Below are 25,555 nucleotides of genomic sequence, written 5' to 3' on the forward strand. Positions count from 1 at the left end.
TCTCCTGTCAGCCAAGTTTCTTGTTCACGTCCACCAACAGCGTTTCGATCTCCTTGCGGCGCCCGGCATCAGCGCTCTCGCGGCCAGGTCGAGGCGCAGCCAGCAAGGCTTTTTGCAGCGCAGCCCTGGCTTCGACATAACGCTTCTGACGGTAGAGGTGATCGCCCCAGAAGTACAGGCTGTCGATGCCGTTGGGGTTCATTTGCAATGCCAGCTTGAGCAACTGCTCGGCCTTGTCAGCGTCGCCGAAACCGATGGGCCAACCGGGTACGCGGTCATAGAGCGCCCCCAGGCTGGTATAGGCTGAGCCTTGCAGGGCCTTGGGGTCCAGGGCCAGGGCTTTTTCCAGGTCGGCCTTGGCATCCTTGACCTTGCCCAGCGCACCCAGTCCCCCCTGGGCGCCCGCCCAGCTACTGGTGACAATGCCGGACCAGATCCAGGCCTCGGCCACCGTTTGGCGTTCCTGCTTGAAGCTCGAAGCCTGGGCGGCCAGTTTTTCAAAAGCCGCGGTTCGTTGCCCCTCGGGTAACTCGTACTGAATGTGCGCCCAGCTTTGCTGGATACTGTTGAGACGCTGCTGGTCGGCAGCATCCAGCGCCCAGACACTCTGGCTCAAGGCGCCAAGCAGCAGGCAAGCGATGATCTTTTTCATGGTTCGGGATTCTCCTGGTCGGGTTTCTGGCTCAGGCGGCGGATCAGCGGCAATTGTTTGCGCAAACCACGGTCCACCAGATGGGGCAGGAGGCTGTTCAGGCGTACAAAAAAACGCTCGGGCCAGCCCAGGTACAAGTCGCGACGTTCACCGGCAATGGCATGAATCACCGCGGCCGCCACGGTTTGCGGATCGTCGACATTGGCTTTGAGCGCATCGTTCAGCGCCTGGGCCTGCGGGCTGTTCATGCTGGTACGGGTCGCTCGCGGGGCGACGTAAAGCACACTGACCCGGGTGTCTGCCAACTCTCGACGCAAGGCTTCGGAAAACCCGCGCAGGGCAAACTTGGTGGCGCAGTAGCTGGCGTAGCCGGGGTAGCCAATGGAGCCATAGGTCGAACCGACGTTCACCACCATGGCACTGTCGGCTTGCTTGAGCAGTGGCAACATCAGTTTTGTCAGGCACATCGGCGCGCCAATGTTCACCGCGAGCATCGAATTGATTTCACTGTCGTCCAGTTGTTCGAGCATGGCGAAATGGTTGACCCCGGCGGCATTGATCAGCAGGTTGATGCCGCCGATGCCCTGCGCCCGCGCCAATACCTCGCGGCGGTCGGTGAGCAGCGTCAGGTCCGCGCGGACCCAACTCAGGTTACCGGGATAAAGCTCAAGCAGCGGCACCAAGGGTTCCCGATGCCGAGCCACGGCCAGCACCCGGGCACCACTGGCGCACAGTGCGGTGGCGATGGCCAGGCCGATGCCGCCGCTGGCACCGGTCAACACGACGCGAGCTTCAGACAGGCGCATGCAGGCTCTCCCCGTTACGCGGCAAGCCACGAAACATATCGGTGTAGAGCCGGTACACCACTTTGGAGGCGTGAATGACGGCGGCCTGGTCGCCCGGGTCTTCAAGGCTGTTCATCAGTCGACGGTAGGTCTGCATATGTTCGATATCCAGCGAGCCGTGGGAACTGAGGTAGCTGAAAGCGCTTTCCGGCAAGTCCAGGCGTTGGCGAATACTGCCGGCGGCGTGGGTGGCCAAGGCGATGCTCGTACCTTCGAGCACGTTGACCATGCCGAACAATCCCACCGGATTGTCCCTGGCGATCAGGTCGTAGAGGAAACTGACCATCAACTCGATCGGCAATGACGGGCGCCCGTCGCGTACAGCGTCCCTGTCGCCGCCGCAGGCTTGAATGTCATCGAGTACCCATTGTTCATGGCCGTATTCGTCCTCGATGTATTCACATACCGCTTTGCGCAACCATTCCAGGCGCAACGGCAGGCGCGCACCGCAGGCCATCATCAATGGCACGGTATGGCGCACGTGGTAATAGGCCTGTGCCAGAAACGCCCGGTAACTTTCCAGACTGACTTCGCCCTGCAGCGCATCACGGATGATCGGCAGGTTGAACAGTTCATTGCGTTCTTGCTCGGTGGCTTGTTGCAGCCTGTCAAAAAAACTCATGGTGCGGATTCCTCGGAAAATGCAGATTCGGCCAATTGCCCCCGGTAGCGTTCGATGATGGCGTCACGGCGGGGCCGGCCATTGGCGGTGAGCAAGCCGTTGGTGGCAGTGAAGGGTTGGTCTAGCCGGCTCCAGTGATGGATGTGGGCGTACTCGGGCAAAGCCTCGTTGGCCTGGGCTACGGCGGCGGCCAGTTGTTCGTCGGTGCAGTCCGGGCGATGGGGCCAGAGCAGCGCATGGTTGTGAGGCATGGCCTCGCCATAGACGAAGGCCTGGGCGATGGGCCCACGCTGGGTCAATTCGGCTTCCACCCACTCGGGGTTGACGTTGCGACCGAAACTGGTGACGAACTGATGTTTCTTGCGTCCCTTGAGATAGAGAAAACCTTCGGCGTCGAACTCGCCGAGATCGCCGCTGGGCCACCACTGGGCGGTATGCGGCGGCTCTCCCAGATAGCCCAGCAAGGTTGAACCCTTGATCAGCACTTCACCGTCGTCCGCCAGGCGAATCTGCACATGGGGCAATGGCCGTCCGACACTGCCGGGGCGCTGTGCTTGCGGGCGATTGAGGCACACTACCGACGCGCACTCGGACAGCCCGTAACCTTCATAGACGGGTATGCGCACGCGTTGGGCGCGATGCAGGAGATCTTCGCTGACCCGGGCACCGCCCACGGCGGTAAAACGCAGATGCTGTGGGTCGAAAGCCTGCTGCTCGGCCGCACTGACCAGCATCAGCAACAACTGCGGCACCAGAATCAGGCTCTGGGGCGAACGGCTGGCCAGGCACCCCAACAGCTGGGTCACATCCGCACCGCTGGCGCCTTGAATCCCCAGTGCTTTCTGGCTGGGCAGGCTCAGGGTAGCGCCGGCATACAGTGCGGCGTAACAACCGATGTTTTCCAGCAAAATGGCCAGCGGCAGCAACGCCAGGTGGTGTTGCGGGTCGGTGGGCTGGCTGGCCAGGTGCAGCTCGCGAGCGACCCGCAGAATGCTGTCGGCACTCAAGCACACGCCCTTGGGCGTGCCTGTGGTACCCGAGGTGAAGGTCAACTTGGCGGTGCCTTCAGGCATTCGGTTCGGGTCATTGAAGGTACGGAGCCAGAACTCGCCGTCCTTCTGATACCCAGCCGCTTGCAGCTCGTCGTGCAGTTGCGGTTCGGCAATGACATGTTCGGCCTGGCTCTGCTCCAGGCAATGCTTGCGTTGCGCCGGACTGAAAAAAGGCGGCAAGGCCACGCAGGTCAATCCCTCGAACAACGCGGCCAGGTCCCACAGCATGGCTTCGACGCCATTGTCCAGCGCCAGGGCGACCACCCTGACCTGCTCATCGCGCAGGCGCTGCTGGCGATAAATGACCTCGGCATACAGCGTGGCGTAGTCCAGCTTCAGATGATCGCCCCACAAGGCAATGGCATTGGTTTTTTGCTCGGCATGATGACGCAGGGCCTGTTTGAAACGCTCCATTTCAGGCGACATGGCAGTCCCCTTCAATGGAGGTCGGCAAGCCCAGGCGACTGAACAGGCCAGTGTTGCGCAAATGAATGAAACCGGAGCGGATATTGCCGAAATGAACCCAGGGTTTGCTTTCGTAGTAACTGCCCCAGGCATGGCGGTCCTCGCCCAGGCGCGCCGGGTCGGCAGCACACAGGGTCACGGGCTTCAAGCCAAGGCGATGAAAGCTGTTGACCAGCCCCAGGTTTCCGGTGAAAGCGACCCATTCCAACCCCCCCATGGCGAGCAGGTAGGTCATCGCGATGATGCTCATCCGTGCGCTGCCGGTGTCGCTGGCAGCCAGGTTGCCTACCTCGACGATGTCCGAGCGGCTTACGGTGTGGTCGGCCGCGGCACTGATCAGCGGATCGATCGGCTCGTCCAGATAACCTTCCAGGAACAGCGGCCCGGTGCTCGCCAGACGTACCCCGACCACCGCACAAAGCGCGCCGGACGCATCGCTCATGCCAAACAGCTCCGGCATGAAATGGCGGATATCGGCACCGTGGGCCTTACGAAAACGTTGCTGGATAAAGGCTTCGAAGGCGCCCCGTTGGGGGGCGTCCGGCAAGGCCCTGACCAGATACATCTGCTGTGCTTCGGTCAGGCCAAAGTGCAGCGGCAACTGAAGGTTCCAGTTGAAATCGGACATTGAAAAACATCTCCCCGGATCTATTGGGGAGAAGTATCAAAGGTATTTCTTAACGAAGTCTGAAGGTGACGAAACGATTGTCGCCTTGAGCGACAGTCCGTCATGACATGTCATGACGGACTTTGACCAACAAATACGAAGGGGGAAGGACGAATGGTCGAGAGGCGTGAAGCGCGGGAAATTGCCGGGGGTTTGTAGCCACTACGGACTTTTCAGGCCGGCGCGTTCGTCGCGGTCAAGTTGACTTCACCTTTACAACGTATAGGAAACACCGACCTGCACCGTTCTCGGTGCCCCTGGATAGGCGTAGACGTTGCCGAATGCGCCCTCCTCATAATCTTCGTTCGTCAGGTTCTTCACATCCAGGTTGAGCCTGACCCTGTCGTTCACTTTGTAATAGCTCAGCAGGTCGACCACGGTGTAGCTGCCCATCGAAAACGCCGTGTTGGCCGTCTGCCCTGCACGCTCATCGACGTACTTGAGCCCGGTGCCAAGCCCCAGCCCCTTGAGCGCGCCATCCTGGAACTCGTAGACATTGAGCAGGCTGAAGCTGTTCTGCGGAATGTTCATCAGCCGGGTGCCGGACTTGATGACGTTGTCCTTGGTCACTTCGGCATCGACATAGGCGTAGCCGCCAATCACCCGCCATTGCGGGGTCAGGTTGCCGGCGATGTTCAGGTCGAAACCACGGCTGCGCACCTCGCCTGCCGCCACACTGAACGTCGAGTCCACCGGATCGGTGGTGAGAACGTTGCGCTTTTCGATCTGGTAGATCGCCGCGTCGACACTCAATTGACTGTCCAGCGCTTCCCACTTGATACCCAGTTCATAGGACTTGCCCTTTTCCGGTTCGAAACCACCGCCCTGGCGACTGGCACCGGTATTGGGTTTGAACGAGCGAGCCGTATCGGCGTAGATCGCCACGGTGTCGGTGAGGTCATAGGTCACGCCAACGCGCGGGGTCACCGCATTGTCGCTGGCCTCCCAGCTTCTGCCGCCGGGCACGAAGGTTTGGTAATCATGCTCGAAGCGCTCGAAACGGGCCCCGGCCAATACTTTCAAACGTTCGGTCAAGGCCACCTGATCCTGGACGAATGCCGCGTAGGTCTTGAGATTTTCCTTGTCGTTGGTCGGGGTTCGGGTCAGGGCTGGACGCGGTTGGCCATACACCGGGTTGAAGATATCGATCGGGTAGGCACTCACCGCGCCGCTGGAGCGCTGGATGATCGACTTGTAGTCGTAATCCTCGTACTCGACACCGGTCAGCAGGGTGTGATCGAAACCGCCTGCGGTGAAATGTCCGGTGAGGTTGAGTTGGGTGTCCTTGTCCGTCCACTCCAGCTTGCGGTAGTTGAAGTTACGGCCCAGGGTGCGCCCGTCCGCGGCCACACCGTTGGCTTCGACCGCATTCCCCTCGAGGGTGCCGTCGAGCCATTGGAATCCGCCGCCCAACGTCCAGTTATCGCTCAACAAATGTTCAAACCGCAGCTGCGCCATGTTGTTGTCGTTGTGCAATTTGCCGACGTCTTTTTCGCCGAAAAAAGTATCGCGGGACGCGGTGCCAATCTGATTCGGATAGCGCGTCACGCCGCGATCGAGCGGGTGATTGTTGCGCATGAAGTCGCCTTCGAAAATTACCTTGGTGTCGTCGGTGGCCTGCCAGGACAGCACCGGGGTCACGCCGTAGCGTTCGGTTTCGACATGATCGCGAAAGGTATCACCGCCCTCGCCCACCACGTTCAGGCGATAGGCCAGGCGGCCCTCTTCGTCCAACGGACCGGAGGCGTCCAGCGTGCCACGCTTCATGCCCTGGTCATCGAGTTGGCTGCCCAGGGTCACAGTGGGCACGGCCAGGGGCTGTTTGGAGATCACGTTAAAGGTGCCGCCCGGATCGCCTCGGCCATAGAGCATGGTCGCCGGCCCTCGCAGTACTTCCAGTCGCTCGATGGTGTTGGCATCGGGCATGTTCGGATAACCACGGTTGATCGGGAATCCGTTGCGATAGAACTCCCCGGTGGTAAAGCCGCGCACGGTAAAGGTGGTCAGGCCCTGGCCGCCGAAATTGTTGGCCCGCCCCACCCCGCCAGCGTAATCGAGGGCGTCCTGCAAGCGGGTGGCACTGATGTCCTCGACGACATCCCTGGTGACCACGGTGATGGACTGTGGCGTTTCGTGGATCGACGTATCGGTGCGCGTGGCGCTGGCCGAGCGCGTCGCGCGATAGCCGTCAACCGGCCCCAGGGCGGTTTCAAAGTCTGCGGTGCCAATGATGTCTGTCGCTTGCAACTCCAGACTGGATTTATCGGTAGTGGCTTGCTCCGCCCAGGAGGAAGCGGAAAACGCCTGAAGCACGCAGATAGACATCAAAGTACGACGCATCTAGGAAACCTTGTGAAAATAGCCAAACAGGACGGCATACATGCCAACAAATCGTGGCGCATGGTATACCACACCGCCATGTTTTGATACGTATTCTCATTTGTATTTTCTGAAGGCGACCTGCGTCATTTCAAATCACCGAGGGTTCAAGCCTCCCCCTGTCGAAGCCGCCGGCAAAACAATAAAGGGCCCCGAAGGGCCCTTTGTATTCGGGACATCAGCCCCTGGATACCTACACTCGTGAAGTTTGTTCAAGGCCGGGAAGCAAGGGGCTGCTCGTTGCCGATGCATGGGCATGAACCACCTCCGCCCGCACCGCCTCAGGTTTTTGCTCCTCGATCCCACCATTGAGTGCCTTGTGCATCTTGACGGTGTCCAGCGCCCCGACCCATTTGGCAATCGCCATGGTGCCCACACCATTGCCGATGGTATTGGTGATTGCCCGCGCTTCCGACATGAACCGGTCGACGCCCAGCAGCAACACCATGCCCGCCACCGGTATGGTGCCCAGGGAAGACAAGGTAGCGGCCAGAATGATGAACCCGGAACCAGTGACACCGGCCGAGCCTTTGGAGGTGAACATCAGTACTGCCAGCACGATCAGTTGATCGGTCAGGGTCAGCGGCGTGTTGGTCGCCTGGGCAATGAATATCGCGGCGATGGTGTAGTAGATCGCTTGCCCGTCCGGGTTGAAGGTCAGGCCGGAGGGAATGATCATTCCGGCGACGGGTTTGGACACCCCGGCCTTCTCCATTTTGGAAATCATCTGTGGCAGCACCGACTCCGAAGAACTGGTACCCAGCACAGTGAACAATTCTTCCTTGATGAACTTCAAGAACTTCCACAGGCTGAAACCGCTGTAGCGGCAGATCGGGCCGAGGACGAAGATCACGAACACGGCACAGGTGAGATAGACGCAAGCCATCAACTTGCCCAGAGAGAACAGCGAGCCGAAGCCATACTTGCCGATCGTGAAGGCAATGGCACCAAATGCGCCGATCGGTGCCAGGCGCATAACCATGCTGACGATGCGGAACATGCCTTGCATCAGGCTATCGAGCGTATCGACGAATGCCTTGCCCCGTGGCCCTACATGCGCCAGGGCGATGCCCAGCAGAATGGAAAACAGCAGGATCTGCAGCACATTGCCCTTGGCGAAGGCATCCACGATGGTGTCAGGGATGATGTTCATGACGAAGTCCATGAACGATGCATGTTTCACCGCCGTGGTGTAGGTGGCCAGGCTGGAGGTGTCGAGGGTGGCGACGTCGATGTTCATGCCGGCACCAGGCTTGAACACATCGACCACCACCAGGCCGACCACCAGCGCCAGGGTCGAGACCACTTCGAAATAGAGCAAGGCGCGAAAGCCCACACGCCCCAGTTCCTTCATGTTTTCCATGCGGGCAATCCCTGTGACCACGGTCAGAAAGATCACCGGAGCGAGGAGCATCTTGATCAATTTGATGAAGGCATCGCCCAAGGGCTTGAGCGCAGCACCGGTTTCGGGAACGAACACGCCGACGATGGCACCGAGGATCACCGCCATCAGCACTTGCACATAGAGTTTGCCGAATATTCTTTTCATGACAGGGCCCTGATTTTTTATTGTTGTCAGGAAATGCCAGGGAGTCAGATCAACTGACCCGCCCCTTGGCGTTGTGCCGCAGTACTGCCCGGAAGCGCTGGAAAAATCAGCGGTTGATCAATGCGATGACTGCATCCGTGATCTGGCGGGTGGTGGCGTTGCCGCCAAGATCCGGGGTATGCAAACCACTTTCGGTCACCGCTTCGATCGCGGACATCAACTGTTTGGCGCTGGCGTGTTCACCGAGATGCTCGAGCATCATTGCCGCCGTCCAGAACGTCGCGATCGGGTTGGCCACACCTTTGCCGGTGATGTCGAACGCCGAGCCGTGGATCGGTTCGAACATCGACGGGAATTGGCGGGACGGGTTGAGGTTGGCGGTCGGTGCGATGCCCAGGCTGCCTGACAGTGCCGCCGCCAGGTCCGACAGTATGTCGGCGTGCAGGTTGGTGGCGACGATCACATCGAGCGTCGACGGTTTGAGCACCATGCGCGTAGTCACCGCATCGACCAGTTCCTTGTCGATCCTGACGTCCGGGAAATCCTTGGCCACTTCGTAGAAAATCTCGTCCCACAACACCATGCCATGACGCTGGGCGTTGGACTTGGTGACCATGGTCAGGTGCTTGCGCGGACGACTGCGCGCCAGTTCGAAAGCGAAACGGTGAATGCGCTCGACGCCGGCACGGGTGAATACCGAGACTTCGGTGGCAACCTCTTCCGGCAGGCCACGGTGTACCCGGCCACCGTTGCCGGAGTACTCACCTTCGGAGTTTTCCCGCACCACCACCCAGTCAATTTGATCGCCGTTGTGCAGCGGGCTTTTCACCCCCGGCAGTACCCGGGCAGGACGCACGTTGGCGTATTGGTCGAAGCCCTGGCAAATCGGCAGGCGCAAACCCCAGAGTGAAATGTGATCCGGCACATTGAGCGCGCCCACTGCACCGAAGAAGATGGCATTGAAGGTTTTCAGTTCTTCCAGGCCACCTTCGGGAATGTAGTAGCCGTTTTTCAGGTAGTTATCCGAGTTCCAGTCGAAGTGTTTGAAATCCAGCTGGAAGCCGGAGTTTTTCGACAGGGCTTGCAGCACCTCGACGCCAGCGGCAATCACTTCGACACCAATGCCATCACCTGGAACCGCTGCAATCTTGTATGCGCTCATGGTCAACTCCACTCTCGTAGGTTTCTTGTTGTGCCTGTCGAACGGGCTGTTCAATCAGGGTGTGAGCGGAGTATATGTAGTGAACAAATAGCTGTGAGTTACTCATAATCACTACATAAATAACTTTGAGTTACGAATGAGCCAGACCCTGGATTTGTCGTTTTTCTACCTTTTGGCCAATAAAGGCAGTCTCGCCGCGACCGCACGGGAACTGGGTATCACGCCACCGGCGGTCAGCAAGCGTCTCACCGCGCTGGAGGCTCGACTGGGCATCCGCCTGGTCAATCGCACCACGCGCTCCATGAGCCTGACCTCGGAAGGTGAACTGCTGTTTTCCCACGCCGCTCGTATCCTGACGCAGATCGATGAGGTCGAGCAGTTGATCCACAGCAGTCGGGCCACCCCCAAAGGCCTGATTCGGGTCAACGCGTCGCTGGGTTTCGGTCGCCGATACATCGGCCCTGCCCTGGGTGCATTCTTCGCCCAGTACCCGGAGGTGGAGGTGCAGCTGGAAATCAGCGATCACCCCCTGGACCTGACGACCCATGGGTTTGACCTGGGCATCCGCTTCGGTACCCTGCCGGACGCCGCCTTCCATGCGCGCAAGATCGCGTCCAACCGGCGTCTCCTATGCGCTTCGCCGCTGTACCTGGAAAAGCACGGCGTGCCGCAACGCCTGTCGGACCTGCAGCAACACAACTGCATCTTTCTCAGGCAAAACGAAACGCCCTACGGGGTGTGGAGTTTCACCAACGGGGGGCGCACGCAAAACATCAAGGTCCGTGGCGCACTCGGCTGCAACGACGGCGAAGTGGCCCTGAATTGGGCGCTTGAAGGCTACGGCATTCTGTTGCGGGCCGAATGGGACATTGCACGATACGTGCGCAGCGGCCGCTTGCGATTAGTGCTGGAAGACCAGACCCCGACCCGCGCCGACGTTTATGCGGTGTACCCGCAACAGTTGCACCTGTCAGCCCGCGTGCGCAGCCTGATCGATTTCCTGGTCGAGCGTTTCAGACACATTGACCACCTGGATGAAACGGCAGGCCTGCACGACTGAACAGTTTGGGCCGGTAACCGCTTCGGCTAACTGCTGGCCCGCACGCCCGCACAATCGCCCCCTGTATTGGGGGATATTCCCCGTATAGGGGTGTCCATCCGGGCTTCTGATACGTCAACTTGAAGCCAGCAGACAAGGGGGGCTGCGGCGTAGAGCCACCAGTCACTCCCTGTCACTTTTGGCGGGAAATATGCATCGTTTCCATCCCGGCCCGGAATCAAAAGTTTAACCAACCGGGGCTGGAAGCAGTGGCTCGATGCCATGCATTGCCACGCTCCGAGGAACCCGTCAGAGGTGTTTGCGATGAAACTGGATGCCGGAAGGTTGATACCTGGTTCATTGTCCAAAACCAGACTGGCGTTGAGTATCTCTGCTGCCATGCTTGTGTTTGGGCTGGGCCTGTCCCAGACCCGGGCAGCCCCCCTCGACAACACCGACCCACCGCCTCCTACCGACCCATCGGCGTTCACCAATCAGCCCGCCGACCCCGAAGCCGCCTTGAGGGACTTGCTCAAGCTGCCTGCGGCAAACGTCGGCGCCTTCGACTTGCCCAATGGAGTGGTCGGTAACCGCAAGACCCCCTTGGTCGACAATGTGCTGCCACCCGATCTGCAACCCAGCTTCAATATCCCCACCAACGGTAACGCCAGCCCGGTGTTCGGAGCTCAACCGTTCACGCAGAAGCTTGAACTGTTCGAGGAATTCGGCTCGAACAAACTGAATGCGGCCGACCCGCCATCACCCGTTCCGTTTCCGGTTCCAACGCTGGGACCCGCACCAGCGCAAGATCCATTGAAGGTGGCGCGTAGCGGTCCGTCGCCGGCTGCGCTGGATACCTTTCTCAGGCAGCCCGCCTTGACGCCCTTCCCGACCGAGTTCTCCAATGTGCTGGACCGCAACCCCTGGAAGGCCCAGATCGAGGATTTCCTCAATCGCCGGGTCGATTCGCCCGCAGAAGGCCGGCCACCGGGAAAAGGCTGGTCGCACCAGCGTTTCAATGAGTTTTTCCCGCGCGAAGCCTTCAAGACTGTACAGGCCGGCGCACACGTCAACAGCGGCTTGCGTGATCGCATGCAACGGCATAACTACGCCGTGGGGGAATTTGCCCCTGGCGGGCTCTATCACAACACCAACGGCAGCCCGGTCAACGAGGGCACAACCAAGGGCATTCAAGTGCAGTTTCACCCCAACCTCCCTGTCCAGGACCACAATGCGCTGTGGACATTCGACGGCACCTTTCCGCCCAAGCTGCTCCAGGTGCGCTACGGCCAGGCGATGCTGATGCGTCATTACGATGCCTTGCCCATTGACCCGTCAGCCAACCGTGGTTTTGGCCTGCACACCATCACCACCCATGAACATAACGGCCACTCGCCCGCCGAAAGCGACGGTTTTGCCAACGCGTTCTTCTTCCCGGGCCAGTTCTACGACTATCGCTGGCCGATCCAGTTGGCCGGTTACGACAGCATCAATACCAGCGCTCAGGATCCGCGTGCGGCATTCCCCTGCGACCCCGGTGAAATCCTTTTCGTCAACGACGCCAAGCCCGGCTTCAAGACTTGCAACAACGGCACCATCAAGATCCGTGGCGACTGGCGCGAAACCATGAGCAGCCACTGGTTCCACGACCACATGCTCGATTTCACCGCGCAGAATGTCTACAAGGGCAATGCCACGATGATGAACTATTACAGTGCCGTGGACCGTGGCAACGAGGCGGTCGACGACGGGGTCAACCTGCGCTTGCCCAGCGGTTCCGCGCTGGGTTGGGGTAACCGCGACTATGACGTCAACCTGACGATCGCCGACAAGGCCTGGGACAAGGCCGGCCAGTTGTGGTTCAACCCCTTCAACACCGACGGTTTTCTCGGTGACCAGGTGTTGACCAACTGGGAGTACAAGCCCTTCCTGGACGTACGTGCCCGCCGCTACCGTTTCCGCATACTCAACGGATCGGTTTCTCGCTACTTCAAGCTGGCGGTGGTGCGTCAGGTCAATGGTAATGGTGGCGAGTTTCCTGGTCGGACCGGTTCAGGCCTGTCTTATACCCGCGTGCCGTTCCACATGATTGCCAACGACGGCAATATCATGGAGCACGCGGTGCCGTTCGATGGCAGCCTGGACCTCGACGGCGACGGCGACACACAGGACCACAATGCGATCCTACCGATACAGGGCATTTCCGAACGCTATGACATCGTCGTCGACTTCGCAAAAAACGGCATAAAGCCGGGCGACAGGATTTTCTTCGTCAACATCGAGGAGCATGAAAACGGCAAGCGTCCCAACGCTGATATTCCGTTGGCGGATGTACTCTCCGGGAAATACCTGCCCGTTGTCAGGCAGACCAGCAAAGGACCACAGTGGGTCAACGGTGACCCTGGTGTGGGCATATTCATGCAAATCAACGTCAAGCCCTACACCGGCCAGGATGTCAGCATGAACCCGGTCGACTTCGAGCCCGCCAAACCTGGCAAGCCCGAGGGCAAGTTAATGATCCCCCTGCCATTGCACCGTGATGACCCTGCCGATATCGCGCGGCTTGCCCAGGCGCGGCACCGCACCTTTATCTTTGGCCGCTCCGATGGCACGGATTTCAAGCCCTGGACGATCAAGACCGATGGCGGCGAAGGTTTCGGCATGGACCCGCGGCGGATTTCAGCCGCACCACAACTGGCCACCGGCCCGACATCGGCAGGGTTCAAGGGTGAAGGCACGCTGGAAGTCTGGAAGATCCAGAACGGCGGCAATGGCTGGAGTCACCCGGTGCATGTGCACTTCGAGGAAGGGATCATTCTCAGTCGAGGTGGCAAGACACCACCGGAATGGGAAAAAGGGGCGCGCAAGGATATCTACAATGTAGGCTCCCATCCCGAAAGCCTCGACAATGTCGAAATGGCCTTACGCATCCGTGAGTTTGCCGGTACCTACATGGAGCACTGCCACAATACACAACATGAGGACACGGCGATGCTGTTGCGCTGGGACTCCGAGCACCCGGGCCAGATCCAATTGATGCCCACGCCATTGCCCAGCTGGGACGGCGTGAAGTTCGTGAACTCGGTTGCGTTACCGACATTCCGTACCGGAGATGGCGTCGGGCCACAGGTCGAGGACGACAATAACCGGGAAGATAGCAGCGGCAGTGGTAGCAGCCGCAGTGGTAGCAGCGGCAGCGGTGTCAGCGGAGGCAAAGGCTAGCCTCGTCCATCAAACGGCTGATCATTTCAATCCCAAAGCCGCCTGTCGTCACGGGCGGTTTTGGGTCGTTTGCAACCCTTCGCGACGACCAATACCCGACATTTTTCCCCTGACAGCCGACAGATTGAAAGCACTGATTCACTTTGTGTGAAAATCCGTCATGACATGTCATGACCTCCTTAAAAAACGGACTTTACCCAACAAATACGGGGTTTAAAGGACGAATGGTCAAGAGGCGTCAAGCGCGGGGAATTCCCGGGAGTTTGCAGCCACTACAGGCTTTTCAGGCGGGCGCGTTCGTCGCGGTGAAGTGAACTTCACTTTCTCGACGTGTCACATTAGGTCCTTGTCAAGCAAACGTCAGTAGAGGTACAGCCTTATGAGCATGGCCACAATTGTCAGTGCGGTGATTTCCAGTCTCGCACCCAGTGTCTTCGACCAGAACAGCCTGCAAGAACCCGGCGCGCATGTCTCGGCCGTCGATTACCACTACGGAATGGACATCGATGTGAAACAGGTACTGCAGCGTACCGATACATCCGACAAGACCGGCGTGGTGCCGGTGACTGTTGTCTACCTGGACAGCCAGGGCGAGGTTCACAAGATCCGTTTCCTCGAATGGGGTGGAAGCCCCGCCGACCCCGCCAGCATTGCCTGATCAATCAGTCGATCGGGTTCCGGGCTTCGCCGCCCTCCCCAGAAGCGGAAGTTAAATCTCATATGCACTCAGTGCGGATGATGTTTATTGTTACCTGAAAATGGACATATTCGAATGACTAAAAGTTCATTCGCGAAACTCACTATTATCTTGCTGGCGTAATGTCACAAGATTAATTGATAACAATTGCTGGATCTAAATGGCAGTCAGCAACGGTAAACCCAATCAATCCGTGCCGAGAGCCAAGTTGATTCACTATTGAAGCCAAGAGGTCACCATGGAACTTAGTATGTTCTCTTCGTCCACCGTGGAATATGTGCGTTTGGGCGTTGTATATTTTCATCTTATCGCCTGCTGCGTGGCAATCGGGCTGGTCTTGACCAGTGACATTGCAATGGTCAAGCAACTCCTGAAGGGGGATGCGTCAGGTCACCACGATGACGCGCACATGGAAAGCCTTCAAAAAACCGTAGTGCTTGCACTTGTAGCGCTTTGGATTACGGGTATTGGCATTGTAGGGATCGATTATGCCGGCAAGGGGATGGAGTATTTTCTCAATCCAAAATTGCAAGCCAAGATCGGCATCGTTGTGCTGTTGACCTTTAACGGCTTCCTGTTGCATAGCGCTGTATTGCCGGCGCTGAAAAAAGCCGGTTCGTTACTCAAGCTTTCCTTCAGCCTGCGCATGCTGGCGCTGTTCTCCGGCGCCCTCTCTGGCGTGTCGTGGTTCTATGCCGCCATGCTGGGTGTTGGTCGTCCGCTGGCCTGGAAGTACTCGCTGGTGGAGTTGCTGGCAGCCTATCCGGTTCTCATCGTCGGTGGATTCGGGGCGATGGTACTGCTCACTGCCTGGGCAAAAAGCAAAGACACCGAAGCGCGTATGGAGCAAGGCACCAGGACAATAGGAAACGCCGCCCTGGCTGGATGGTGAAGCCAGGTTGAACACGGAAGTTCAGCTTTAGCCAATAAATTCAAATTCCGCTGCTTAGCAGTTCACAAAACCTCGGCTGACAGAAGTGTGCAGCCTCAAGCCTCGCTGGCAGCACCCAAGGTGCTGCCAGCGCCGGTTTAACCAAGATCCCGCCTACACCCAATCCAGTGTGTTGAAACCGCCTCGACAGCACGGGCATTATGCTCCGTCGCCTCAGACCCTTTCGCTCATCCCGATCAATAATGCCGCGCGCCTGGAACTCGTCCGCTAACCTCGGATGAGTTGAGATAGGCGTCTATCGCTTGCCCTTCATACAAACTATGGAAAGATAAGCACCCCAAAGAACACCGCAAAGAGCAAGTATCAACTCCGGATTGAAAATGCTCTGCTCGACCGGCGCTACCAGGATTTCGCTATAAAGGCACACCGCGCCCGCGATCAACGCAATAAAGTAGCCGGTCCGGGTTCTGGTCCGGCGCAATAACAGAACCTTTTTCAGCCCCTCGTCTTTCCACTCCTGAGGGGGCATGAGTTGGATCTCCTCCAGCAGCACCACACCCCACAGCAACGCACATAACCAATAACCTATCATCATGACGTCTCCAGTTAGAACATTGGTTCAACACGAATGCAGCGTGCACTCCTCGCTCAACTTGCGGATATCGATTCCGGAGTCTTTTCTGACTTGTGAAAATGGCTGTACAAGACGCTGACAAAGACAACTCCATTGAACGGACGAAAATTTGCCGAGAGGTAAATATGCTTGATTGGTACGGTCCCCGCTATCGACGTTAGCAGGACTTCTTTGTAGTGATTCCACTACAGGCAGGCAGGACCAGGCGACGTTTCGGCGATGCCGGGCATGTGCCGCGGAGTGCTGAGGAAGCCGAGAAGGATTGAGCGGCCCGGCGGCGTCGGATGGCAGGGTGTACTAAGTCAACAGGCCGTTTTCGAGCGCATAGCGGGCCAGTTTCGCGTTGCTGTCCATCCCTGTCTTTTCCAGGATCCGTGCCCGGTACGTCGTGACGGTACTTGGGCTCAAGTGCAGTATCTGAGCGATGCGGACAATCCTCTCGCCTGAAGCGAGGAGCTTCAGTACTTCAAGCTCCCGGTCGGATAGTGCTTCGTGGGGTGCCCCGTCGCCTCTGCCGATAGCGTTGACCAGTTTTTCTGCCAGCTCAGGACTGACGTGCTTGCCGCCTGAGGCCACCTTGCGAACTGCCGTAACCAGGGTGGCTGCGGAAATATCCTTGGTGAGGTATCCCGCTGCGCCGTGCTTGATCGCGCGTAATGCATAGGCCTCGACCGAATGCATGCTCAACATCAGAACGGCGAGCTTGGGCTTCTCTGCACGCATGAGCTTGAGCAGTTGAAGGCCGGTCTTGTCGGGAAGCTGAATGTCTACCAGCGCCACGTCGAAATCCTGCTCCCGGACCAGGAGCATTGCGCCTTGTGCCGTCTCTGCTTCGCCCGTAACGTCAATCTCGCCGGCAGTCTCCAGCATGCGTCGCACGCCGCTACGCACGATGCTGTGATCATCTACCAGCAAGACTCTGATTTTGTGGTCACTCATCTGTATTTTCCATTCGGCAGTGGCCTGCAAGCCATGGAATCTGCTGCAGAGCTTGACGTTAGCAGGCACAGAGCACACTTGCACTTTTGCCTCAGGCGTTAGTGCTCACATCCCCGGACCGCGGTTGCAGTCACTTGGAACGGCCTGTTCCCGGCCAATTTCCCCCAGGATCCGGGGTATTGCGCCAACCTTGCTAATATTTCGTAAGCCAACGCTCAGCTTTCAGCATGGTCAATACTGCAATGCCGGCTCCTGCACGACGCCTTGCGCTTGGCATCCATCTTGACTGGACATAGACATGGCCACAGTGACGACACCGATCGAAGCTTTCGACATGAAGACGTTGCTGGCAGCGCTGAAGGCGTTGCGCAATGGTGACTTCACCACGCGTATGCCGGAAGACTGGACCGGCATGCCGGGCAAGATCGCCGACACGCTCAACGAGATCATCGACATGGCGGCCGACACCGCCACGGAATTCGAACGCGTGGCGCGACTGATAGGCAAGCAGGGCAAGGTCGATGAGCGCATCGAACTGCCGATGATGAAAGGCTCATGGCAAAAGATCGTCAACTCGAGCAATGCACTCACCAGCGACCTCATCAGTCCGATGAACGAGATGATCCGCGTTATCGGCTCGGTTGCCGAGGGTAATCTGAGCCAGCAGGTACCACCGGTACTCGACGACCTGAAACTGCGGGGCCAGTTCCTCAAATCCGCCCGGATCGTGAACACCATGGTGACTCGACTGGGCTCCTTCGCTTCCGAGGTCACCCGCGTGGCGCGCGAAGTCGGCACTGAGGGGATACTCGGTGGTCAGGCCAATGTCAAAGGGGTGTCCGGCACATGGAAAGACCTGACCGACTCCGTCAACGACATGGCCGCCAATCTGACCACCCAGATGCGCAACATCGCTTACGTGACGACCGCGGTGGCCAAAGGCGATCTGGGCAAGACGATTACCGTCGAAGTCAGGGGTGAGATTCTCGAGCTGAAAAACACCATCAACACGATGGTCGGCCAGCTCTCGAGTTTCGCTGCGGAGGTGACCCGCGTGGCACTGGAAGTCGGTACCGAAGGCAAGTTGGGCGGCCAGGCGGAAGTGCGCGGCGTATCAGGCACCTGGCGCGACCTGACCGAGTCGGTCAACGGCATGGCGGCCAACCTGACCACCCAGGTGCGCAACCTCGCACAGGTGACGACGGCGGTGGCGCGCGGCGACCTCGGCAAGAAAATTACCGTTGAAGCCAAGGGCGAGATTCTCGAACTGAAAAACACTATCAACACGATGGTCGACCAGCTCTCCAGCTTCGCCTCTGAGGTGACACGCGTCGCGCTGGAAGTCGGTACCGAAGGCAAACTGGGCGGACAGGCCGAAGTGACTGGCGTCTCCGGTACCTGGAAGGACCTGACCAATTCGGTCAACGGCATGGCGGCCAACCTGACCACCCAGGTGCGCAACATTGCCGACGTGACGACGGCGGTGGCCAACGGCGACCTGTCGCGCAAGATCACAGCCGAAGCCAAAGGTGAAATTCTCCAACTCAAGGAAACCATCAACACAATGGTGGACCAGCTCTCGACCTTTGCCGACGAAGTGACGCGCATGGCTCGCGAAGTGGGGACTGACGGCAAGCTCGGGGGCCAGGCCAGGGTGACGGGCGTCGGTGGAACCTGGAAAGACTTGACCGACTCGGTCAACAGCATGGCGGCCAACCTGACCAATCAGGTGCGCAACATCGCCGACGTGACGACGGCGGTGGCCAAAGGCGACCTGGGGCGCAAGATTACCGTGGAGGCCAAGGGCGAAATCATGGAGCTGAAGAACACCATCAACACCATGGTGGACCAGCTCAACAGCTTTGCCGCCGAAGTGACGCGGGTGGCGCGCGAAGTCGGCACTGAAGGAAAGCTCGGGGGACAGGCACAGGTGCAAGGCGTGTCCGGTACCTGGAGGGACTTGACCGAAAACGTGAACTTCATGGCGGCCAACCTGACCAGCCAGGTGCGAGGCATCGCGAAAGTGGTGACCGCAGTAGCCAACGGCGACATGAAGAAAAAACTGACACTGGAAGCCAAGGGCGAGATCGCCGAACTGGCCGACACCATCAACGGTATGACCGATACGCTGGCGCTGTTCTCCGACCAGGTAACCTCGGTGGCGCGTGAAGTGGGCGTCGAGGGCAAGCTGGGGGGCCAGGCGAACGTGCCGGGTGCTGCCGGCACCTGGCGCGACCTGACCGACAACGTGAACGGCCTGGCGGCCAACCTGACCAATCAGGTGCGCGCAATTGCCGACGTGGCGACGGCCGTGACCAAGGGCGATCTGACTCGTTACGTGGAAGTGGAAGCAAAGGGTGAAGTGGCGGAATTGAAGGACAACGTCAACGAGATGATCCGCAACCTGCGGGAAACCACGCGGCAAAACGCGGAGCAGGACTGGCTCAAGAGCAATCTCGCGAAATTCAACCGTCTGCTGCAGGGCCAGCGCGATCTGGCGGCAGTCTCCAAGATGGTGCTGTCTGAACTGGCTCCGCTGATCAACGCCCAGCACGGTGTGTTCTACATGATGAACGAGAGCCCGCCCGATCCCGCGAAACTCAAGCTGCTGTCCGCTTATGCGTACAAGGGAAACATCAATGTGAACGATGAGTGGCGGCTCGGCGAGGGCTTGGTCGGGCAATGCGCCTACGAGAAGCGACGCATCCTGCTGACCGATGTACCCGCCAATTACGTCGCGATTTCATCGGGACTTGGTGCGGCCGCCCCGCTGAATATCATCGTGTTGCCGATCCTGTTCGAGAACAAGGTCAAGGCCGTCGTCGAAATGGCTTCGTTCACGCGCTACAGCATCATTCATCAAACCTTCCTTGATCAGCTTGCTGAATCGATTGGTATCGTACTCAACACGATCGAAGCCAATATGCGTACCGAAGAACTGCTCAAGCAGTCGCAATCGCTGGCGCAGGAGTTGCAAAAGCAACAAGAGGAATTGAGACAGACCAACGAGGAACTGGGGGACAAGGCTGGACTGCTGGCGGAACAGAAAGCCGAAGTCGAGCGCAAGAACCGCGAAGTCGAAATCACCAAGCTGTCGCTGGAGGAGAAGGCGGAGCAGCTGATGCTGACCTCGAAGTACAAGTCCGAATTCCTCTCCAGCATGTCCCATGAGCTCAGAACGCCATTGAACAGCCTGCTGATCCTGGCCCGGCAGCTCAGCGACAACGCGGAACACAATCTCACACCAAGGCAGGTCGAATATGCCAAGACCATCCGTAGCGCGGGCAAAGACCTGCTGGAACTGATCGACGAGATTCTCTATCTGTCCAAGATCGAGTCAGGTACGGTCACACTGGATCTGAATGAAGCGCTGTTCGCCGATTTGCACGACCAGATCGAACGCACCTTCCGGCCGGTCGCCGAAAGCCGGGGCCTCACCTTCACGATTGAACTGGCGCCTGCCCTGCCCCCCGTCATCTGGACCGACGAAAAGCGCCTGCTACAGGTGGTCAAGAACCTGCTGTCCAATGCCTTCAAGTTCACTGAGCAAGGCAGCGTCAAGATCAGCATCGAACCCGCTGTGTCCGGGTGGAGCGTGGATAACAGCGAGCTCAATCGTGCCGATACAGTAGTCGCATTCGTGGTCACCGACACCGGCATTGGCGTATCTGCCGGCAAGCAGAAGCTCATCTTCGAAGCGTTCCAGCAAGCAGATACCGGAACCTCACGTAAATACGGCGGCACCGGCCTCGGCCTGTCGATCAGCCGTGAGCTCGCACACCGGCTGGGTGGAGAGCTGCGGTTGATCCCCGGTGAGATCGGCCCGGGTAGTACTTTCGCGCTGTACGTACCCTTACGTACAGAGAATGCCCAGCGTCAGACGCTAGACGAGTCAGCGACTGAGACAGAGACAGTACCTGGCCAAGTCAAGCGCGACCCCATGTCAAGCCCGTCTGCACAGATACCGGACGACCGCGAGTCTGTCCAACCCGGGGACCAAGTGCTGTTGATGCTCGAGGGCGACGCCCGATTCGGCAGCATTCTGCTCGAGGCCGCGCACCAGGAGGGGTTCAGGGCTATCGTCACGACCCGTGGCGCAGATGCACTGGAGCTTGTCGAGCGCTTCCAACCCGCTGCGATCACGCTGGACCCGGGCCTGACGGACATCGATGGCTGGTCGCTGCTCGAGCAGTTGAAGCGCAATTTCGCTACACGTCACATCCCGGTCCAGATCATCTCCACCACTGACGACCACACACGCGGGCTGCGCTACGGCGCTTTCGACTATCTGCTCAAGCCGGTCACAGCCGACGAGATTCAAAATGCGCTGGTCGGCATCGTGGCATTCGCTCGGCGCAAGACCAGGAACCTTCTACTCATTGACGACAACGAAGGGAGCCGTGCCCATATCCTCGATCTACTCGGCAACACCGACGTGAAGATCGAAGCGACCGCCAGCGACACGCAAGCCTTGAAGAAACTGGCAAAGAAACGCTACGACTGCATGGCAATCAATCTCAAACTGCCCGACGCATCCGGCATCAGGTTGCTCGAGGCGTTGCAGGAAGACCGCGCCATGCGTGAATTGCCGATCGTCGTCTATGGTGCGGAGACACTGACCAAGCCGGAACGCGAGCGTTTCAGGACCCTGCTCGGCAAGGGCGTCATCAAGGCCGTTGAGTCCCCCGAGCGCATACTCGACGAAACCGCGCTGTTTCTGCACCGCGTCGTAGCCAGGCTGACGCAGACCCAGCGCAGGTTGCTGGAAAAACTCTATGAGGGTTCGGACAGCCTCGAGGGTAAAAAGGCCCTGGTGGTCGACGATGACGTGCGCAATATCTTTGCCCTGACCAGCGTGCTTGAGTGCAACAAAATGCTGGTGGCCACGGCCGAAAACGGCCGAACCGCCATAGAACTGCTGCAGCAGCAGCCCGATACCGACATTGTGCTGATGGACATCATGATGCCCGAGATGGATGGCTATGAAACCATGCGCCAGATCCGCACATTCAAGAGATTTGAAACCCTGCCCATGATTGCGCTGACGGCCAAGGCGATGATGGGTGACCGCGAAAAGTGCATCGAGGCAGGAGCCTCGGACTATGTCAGCAAGCCGGTGGATACCGACCAGTTGCTGTCACTGATGCGCAAATGGCTCTATCGATGACTGTGTACCGCGCTCATTGCGCGCTAGCGCAAACCGAAGTGGCATAGATATGCAACAGGAACCTCCGGTATTCAATGAGAGAGCCCAGGCGCGGCACCCGCTCCCGCCTGATGGCGTGCCAGCATCTGTGTTGCTGGTGGATGACAATCCCGCCAAGCTTACGGCGCTCGCCGCGGTGATTGCGGACATGGGCCTCGATATTGCCACGGCGACCTCCGGACGCGAGGCCCTGCGCCTGCTATTGCAACGCGACTTCGCCGTCATTCTGCTCGACGTGAAAATGCCAGTGATGGACGGTTTTGAGACCGCGGCACTCATCCACGGCCGCCCGAAGTCGGCCCACACGCCCATTATCTTCGTCACAGCTGAGGCCGACACGGATTCCGAGCGTTTCCGCGGTTATACGTCCGGCGCAGTGGATTACATCTTCTCGCCGATTGTGGCCGAGGTTCTTCGCGCCAAGATCCGGGTGTTTGTCGACCTGTTCTACTTGCAGCGCAAGCTGACGATGCAGGCCGAAGAGTTGCTGCAATCGAAGCTGTTGCTGCGCGAACTGGCCTCCTATCAGGAGCACATCAAGGAAGAAGAGCGAAAGCGGATCGCACGCGACATCCATGACGAACTGGGACAGAGTCTGCTGGCTTTGCGAATCGATGTCTCCATGTTGCAGGCGCGCACCAGTACCATGCACCCCAAGCTCAACGAAAAGGCCAGTGATGCCCTGAATCACCTCGATACAGCCATCCGCAGTGTCCGCAGTATCATTAATGATCTTCGGCCCCCCGTACTCGATCTGGGATTGCAGGCAGCAATCGAGTGGCAACTTGAAGAGTTCCGGCAGCGCAGTGCGATCGATTGCAAGATGTCGGCAAAAGACGAAAACTTCCGTTGCGATCTGAATGAAAAATCCGCCACGACTCTGTTCCGTATCGTGCAGGAATCGCTGTCGAATATTGCCCGACACGCGCAAGCGACAAAGGTGCATATCGAACTTTCCAGGGAGGGTCGTTGGCTTTATCTGCGGATCAAAGACAATGGCGTAGGCATGACGGATCGCAAAAAATTGAACTCGTTCGGGCTGGTGGGAATGAAGGAGCGCATCAGCATGCTGGGCGGAGAATTGACGATCGACAGCGCGCCGGACAAAGGAACGAGATTAACGATATCGCTGCCACTCGACTGACCCGGATGGCCCTGATTCACCTTGCGTGAAAATCCGTCATGACATGTCATGACCTCCTTAAAAAACGGACTTTACCCAACAAATACGGGGTTTAAAGGACGAATGGTCAAGAGGCGTCAAGCGCGGGGAATTCCCGGGAGTTTGCAGCCACTACAGGCTTTTCAGGCGGGCGCGTTCGTCGCGGTGAAGTGAACTTCAGTTTCAAGACATGTCACATTAGGTCCCCGTCAAGCGAACTTCAGCAGAGGTACAGCCTAATGAGCATGGCCACAGTAGTAAGTGCCGTGATTTCCAGTCTCGCACCAAGCGTCTTCGACCAGAACGGCCTGCAAGAACCCGGCGCGCATGTCTCGGCCGTCGATTACCACTACGGAATGGACATCGATGTGAAACAAGTACTGCAGCGTACCGATACATCCGACAAGACCGGCGTGGTACCGGTGACTGTTGTCTATCTGGACAGTAAAGGCGAGGTTCACAAGATCCGTTTCCTCGAGTGGGGCGCAAGTCCGGCCAACCCCGACAGTATTGCCTGATCCACTCGCCAATAGAGTTCCGGGCCTCGACTGCCCACCCCCAGAAGCGGAAGTTAAACCTCATACTGCGCCCAGTGCGAATGATGTTTTTTGTTACCTGAAAATGGACATGATCGAATGACTAAAAGTTCATTCGAGAAACTCACCGTTATCTTGGCGGCGTAATGTCGCAAGATTAATTGATAATAATTGCTGAATCCTGATTGCAGCCAGCAACGGCAAACTCCAACTAAGCCGTGCCGAGAGCATTACTGATTCACTGAAGCCAAGAGGTCACCATGGAACTTAGTATGTTCTCTTCGTCCACCGTGGAATATGTGCGTTTGGGCGTTGTATATTTTCATCTTATCGCCTGCTGCGTGGCAATCGGGCTGGTCTTGACCAGTGACATTGCAATGGTCAAGCAACTCCTGAAGGGCGATGCCTCAAGTCACCACGATGACGCGCACATGGAAAGCCTTCAAAAAACCGTATCGCTTGCACTTGTAGCGCTTTGGATTACGGGTATTGGCATTGTAGGGATCGACTATGCCGGCAAGGGGATGGAGTATTTTCTCAATCCAAAATTGCAAGCCAAGATCGGCATCGTTGTGCTGTTGACCTTTAACGGTTTCCTGTTGCATAGCGCTGTATTGCCGGCGCTGAAGAAAGCCGGTTCGCTACTGAATCTCTCCTTCAACCTGCGCATGCTGGCGTTGTTCTCCGGTGCCCTCTCTGGCGTGTCGTGGTTCTATGCCGCCATGTTGGGTGTCGGTCGTCCGCTGGCCTGGAAGTACTCGCTGGTGGAGTTGCTGGCAGCCTATCCGGTGCTCATCGTCGGTGGATTCGGGGCGATGGTACTGCTCACTGCCTGGGCAAAAAGCAGAGACGCGCAAGAGCGCAAGGAGCAAGGCACCTGGTCACCAGCAAACGCCGCCCTGGCTGGATGGTGAAGCCAGATTGAACCAGGAAGTTCTAGTTTTGCGAATAAATCCTGCTGTTATCTATTAACTAAATCTCACTTGAGGATACCCAAATGAAATCCATGAAAGCCCTCTTCGTAGTTGCCACTCTGACCGCCTCTTCTCTGGCGATGGCCACAGGTGGTGGTGATAAGACCTTCGCACGCATGGAGTCGGCCCGCAAAGTCTCGATGGACACCTACCAGGTAGCACAGAAACAGAAAACTGAAGGCGCTGTAGCTGAAAGCAAAGCCAAGGCAACCGATCGCGCCAAAAGCTGATCTGTGTAGCGCGCCCCCCGGTTAACTGAAATGTGCGGCCTCAAGTCTCAAATGCCAGTCTCGCAAATCCGTCCCTCACCCGCGCCCCTGCTCGAACCAGGAGAGACGGTGGTCTTGTTCGACGGTGTCTGCAAACTGTGCAATGGCTGGGTGAGGTTCTTGATTCGCCATGACCGCCAGCGGCGCCTGCGGTTGGCGGCGGTTCAGTCACCCGAGGGGCAGGCTCTGCTCGCATGGGCAGGTTTGCCCATGGATCAATTCCACACCATGGCGGTGATCCGCGACCGACGCTACTGGGAGCGTTCGCAAGCTTTTTTCGAAGTCATCGCCCAGCTTCCCCCACGCTGGCGCCCCGTGTATCTGCTGCGCATCTTCCCTCGTAAACTTCGAGATTGGGCATACGACCGCATTGCGCTTAATCGTTATCGGCTCTTCGGAAAATACGACACCTGTCTGTTACCGGATCCTGATCATGAACAGCGTTTTTTGAAGTCTTTGCCTGAATCATCGCGCAATTAATAACGATCATCCCTTCTAAGCAAATACATATCATTCCGATACACGTCATTGACGCTACTCAGGACGAACGTCTCGATTTAAATGCCAGAGCCCCGCCTGGAGGTCGACGCAG

Annotated in this window: 20 protein-coding genes; 10 read left to right on the forward strand and 10 right to left on the reverse strand. The window is 58.2% G+C overall.

Going from position 1 to position 25,555, the window contains the following annotated elements; genetic code table 11:
- Nucleotides 1-7: 7 nt before the first annotated feature.
- The 8 genes from ACMDB8_RS13750 to ACMDB8_RS13785 all read right to left on the reverse strand — a co-directional run bounded on the left by ACMDB8_RS13750 (nucleotide 8) and on the right by ACMDB8_RS13785 (nucleotide 9,393).
- Complete coding sequence (locus tag ACMDB8_RS13750) at nucleotides 8-652, reverse strand: tetratricopeptide repeat protein (protein WP_056724963.1); 645 nt, start codon at nucleotides 650-652, stop codon at nucleotides 8-10.
- Entirely contained in the window at nucleotides 649-1,458 is an 810-nt protein-coding gene (locus ACMDB8_RS13755) for an SDR family oxidoreductase (RefSeq protein ID WP_056724965.1), read from the reverse strand. The genes ACMDB8_RS13750 and ACMDB8_RS13755 overlap by 4 nt, the downstream gene beginning before the upstream one ends.
- Complete coding sequence (locus tag ACMDB8_RS13760; protein WP_056724967.1) at nucleotides 1,445-2,119, reverse strand: TenA family transcriptional regulator; 675 nt, start codon at nucleotides 2,117-2,119, stop codon at nucleotides 1,445-1,447. The genes ACMDB8_RS13755 and ACMDB8_RS13760 overlap by 14 nt, the downstream gene beginning before the upstream one ends.
- A complete protein-coding gene (locus tag ACMDB8_RS13765; protein ID WP_409079227.1) occupies nucleotides 2,116-3,597 on the reverse strand; it encodes an AMP-binding protein in 1,482 nt (493 codons plus the stop codon). The genes ACMDB8_RS13760 and ACMDB8_RS13765 overlap by 4 nt, the downstream gene beginning before the upstream one ends.
- Complete coding sequence (locus ACMDB8_RS13770) at nucleotides 3,587-4,264, reverse strand: thermostable hemolysin (RefSeq protein WP_223541169.1); 678 nt, start codon at nucleotides 4,262-4,264, stop codon at nucleotides 3,587-3,589. The genes ACMDB8_RS13765 and ACMDB8_RS13770 overlap by 11 nt, the downstream gene beginning before the upstream one ends.
- 252 nt (nucleotides 4,265-4,516) lie before the next feature.
- Nucleotides 4,517-6,643, reverse strand: a complete 2,127-nt coding sequence (locus ACMDB8_RS13775) for a TonB-dependent siderophore receptor (protein ID WP_409079226.1) — start codon at nucleotides 6,641-6,643, stop codon at nucleotides 4,517-4,519.
- A gap of 232 nt (nucleotides 6,644-6,875) precedes the next feature.
- Entirely contained in the window at nucleotides 6,876-8,231 is a 1,356-nt protein-coding gene (locus ACMDB8_RS13780) for a dicarboxylate/amino acid:cation symporter (RefSeq protein WP_056724974.1), read from the reverse strand.
- 106 nt (nucleotides 8,232-8,337) lie between these two features.
- Nucleotides 8,338-9,393: a tartrate dehydrogenase gene (locus ACMDB8_RS13785; protein WP_056724976.1), complete on the reverse strand. Its 1,056-nt coding sequence runs from the start codon at nucleotides 9,391-9,393 to the stop codon at nucleotides 8,338-8,340.
- Nucleotides 9,394-9,529: 136 nt separating this feature from the next.
- On the opposite strand from ACMDB8_RS13785, the gene ACMDB8_RS13790 reads away from it, so the two are divergent.
- The 4 genes from ACMDB8_RS13790 to ACMDB8_RS13805 all read left to right on the forward strand — a co-directional run bounded on the left by ACMDB8_RS13790 (nucleotide 9,530) and on the right by ACMDB8_RS13805 (nucleotide 15,243).
- Complete coding sequence (locus tag ACMDB8_RS13790) at nucleotides 9,530-10,453, forward strand: LysR family transcriptional regulator (RefSeq protein WP_056724978.1); 924 nt, start codon at nucleotides 9,530-9,532, stop codon at nucleotides 10,451-10,453.
- A 303-nt stretch (nucleotides 10,454-10,756) separates the two neighbouring features.
- Nucleotides 10,757-13,654, forward strand: a complete 2,898-nt coding sequence (locus ACMDB8_RS13795; RefSeq protein ID WP_409079225.1) for a multicopper oxidase domain-containing protein — start codon at nucleotides 10,757-10,759, stop codon at nucleotides 13,652-13,654.
- Nucleotides 13,655-14,033: 379 nt separating this feature from the next.
- A complete protein-coding gene (locus tag ACMDB8_RS13800) occupies nucleotides 14,034-14,312 on the forward strand; it encodes a DUF2790 domain-containing protein (protein WP_056724982.1) in 279 nt (92 codons plus the stop codon).
- Between the two features lie 277 nt (nucleotides 14,313-14,589).
- The gene (locus ACMDB8_RS13805) at nucleotides 14,590-15,243 is read left to right on the forward strand and encodes a hypothetical protein (protein WP_223541167.1); all 654 of its coding nucleotides are present in this window, start codon (nucleotides 14,590-14,592) and stop codon (nucleotides 15,241-15,243) included.
- 295 nt (nucleotides 15,244-15,538) lie between these two features.
- On the opposite strand, the gene ACMDB8_RS13810 is transcribed toward ACMDB8_RS13805, so the two are convergent.
- Together ACMDB8_RS13810 and ACMDB8_RS13815 are read right to left on the reverse strand one after the other, a co-directional pair.
- Nucleotides 15,539-15,838 carry a hypothetical protein gene (locus tag ACMDB8_RS13810; RefSeq protein WP_056724986.1) on the reverse strand — a complete coding sequence of 100 codons (300 nt, stop codon included), beginning with the start codon at nucleotides 15,836-15,838 and terminating at the stop codon, nucleotides 15,539-15,541.
- Nucleotides 15,839-16,174: 336 nt separating this feature from the next.
- Nucleotides 16,175-16,816, reverse strand: coding sequence for a response regulator (locus ACMDB8_RS13815; RefSeq protein WP_223541165.1), 642 nt, complete (start codon nucleotides 16,814-16,816; stop codon nucleotides 16,175-16,177).
- 298 nt (nucleotides 16,817-17,114) lie between these two features.
- Between ACMDB8_RS13815 and ACMDB8_RS13820 the strand changes: the two genes are divergently transcribed.
- The 6 genes from ACMDB8_RS13820 (at nucleotide 17,115) to ACMDB8_RS13845 (ending at nucleotide 25,443) form a co-directional block, all read left to right on the forward strand.
- Nucleotides 17,115-21,983 carry a HAMP domain-containing protein gene (locus tag ACMDB8_RS13820; RefSeq protein WP_056724990.1) on the forward strand — a complete coding sequence of 1,623 codons (4,869 nt, stop codon included), beginning with the start codon at nucleotides 17,115-17,117 and terminating at the stop codon, nucleotides 21,981-21,983.
- Between the two features lie 49 nt (nucleotides 21,984-22,032).
- Nucleotides 22,033-23,166: an ATP-binding response regulator gene (locus ACMDB8_RS13825; RefSeq protein WP_056724992.1), complete on the forward strand. Its 1,134-nt coding sequence runs from the start codon at nucleotides 22,033-22,035 to the stop codon at nucleotides 23,164-23,166.
- Between the two features lie 257 nt (nucleotides 23,167-23,423).
- Nucleotides 23,424-23,702 carry a DUF2790 domain-containing protein gene (locus ACMDB8_RS13830; RefSeq protein ID WP_056724994.1) on the forward strand — a complete coding sequence of 93 codons (279 nt, stop codon included), beginning with the start codon at nucleotides 23,424-23,426 and terminating at the stop codon, nucleotides 23,700-23,702.
- Between the two features lie 278 nt (nucleotides 23,703-23,980).
- Nucleotides 23,981-24,634, forward strand: coding sequence for a hypothetical protein (locus ACMDB8_RS13835; protein WP_409079224.1), 654 nt, complete (start codon nucleotides 23,981-23,983; stop codon nucleotides 24,632-24,634).
- 83 nt (nucleotides 24,635-24,717) lie between these two features.
- Entirely contained in the window at nucleotides 24,718-24,924 is a 207-nt protein-coding gene (locus ACMDB8_RS13840) for a co-regulatory protein PtrA N-terminal domain-containing protein (protein ID WP_056724998.1), read from the forward strand.
- A gap of 51 nt (nucleotides 24,925-24,975) precedes the next feature.
- Nucleotides 24,976-25,443, forward strand: coding sequence for a thiol-disulfide oxidoreductase DCC family protein (locus ACMDB8_RS13845; RefSeq protein WP_409079244.1), 468 nt, complete (start codon nucleotides 24,976-24,978; stop codon nucleotides 25,441-25,443).
- Nucleotides 25,444-25,555: the final 112 nt, after the last annotated feature.

Origin of the sequence: Pseudomonas monachiensis, from assembly GCF_047345015.1 — a bacterium.
Taxonomy (GTDB): Bacteria; Pseudomonadota; Gammaproteobacteria; order Pseudomonadales; family Pseudomonadaceae; genus Aquipseudomonas; species Aquipseudomonas monachiensis.